Source organism: Corallococcus sp. 4LFB (assembly GCF_046520365.1).
GTDB classification, from domain to species: Bacteria; Myxococcota; Myxococcia; order Myxococcales; family Myxococcaceae; genus Corallococcus; species Corallococcus caeni.
Genome location: NZ_JBKGHJ010001181.1, coordinates 1 through 679, shown reverse-complemented (window position 1 = coordinate 679; position 679 = coordinate 1). Strand labels below are relative to the sequence as shown.

The following is a 679-nucleotide window of genomic DNA, read 5'->3' as shown; positions in this document are numbered from 1 at the left end:
AAGCGGTCGCCGTTGTCCTTGCCCTTCGCTTCCTTCACGCCGCAGTCCAGCTTGCTGCTCTGTCTGTTCGCCGCGCAGATCCACGCCGTGCCGCTGTCGTAGGCCATGTCCAGCGCCATGACGTCGTCGAGCTGGTCCTTCAGCAGGTAGCCCATGGGGCGGTACTGCTTGTCCCAGGGCAGGCCCTTCGCCGTGCGTGAGTGGACGTTGCCGCTCACCACCAGGTGGAAGCGCTGTGGCGTCGCCTTCACCTGCGACAACACCGTCCGCGTCAGCGCGTCCTCCCGCTGCTGTCCGGAGAGCTTCGGGTGGTCGTAGACGAAGACGGCCACGTCCAGGCCCTGGGCTCGCAACTGGCGCAGCTGCTCCAGCATGTTCGCCACCGCCGCGCTGCCCCGGCCGTCCGGATACGGACTGCGCCAGAAGGGGGCCTCCATCAGCTTGAGCCAGTCCACCTCACCGCCCTGGCTCTGGAGGAACGCCGTGATGCGCTCCTCGTTCTCCACCGGCAGCTCCAGGCCCACCGTCACCGGCATGCCCACCGTGACGAGCTGACACACGGACTGCGCGATGAAGCGTGGCACCTCCTGCGTGCCGTGCAGTTCGCCGAGCAGCATCACTCCGCCCGCCTTCGCCTGCTTCTTCAGGCCGAGGATGGACTGGCCGCACTCGGTGAACG

1 pseudogene is annotated in these 679 nt (G+C 67.6%); it reads right to left on the bottom strand.

The features are described from left to right. Positions 1-679 (bottom strand): annotated as a pseudogene (locus ACLEQD_RS44800) (hypothetical protein); the annotation flags it as partial.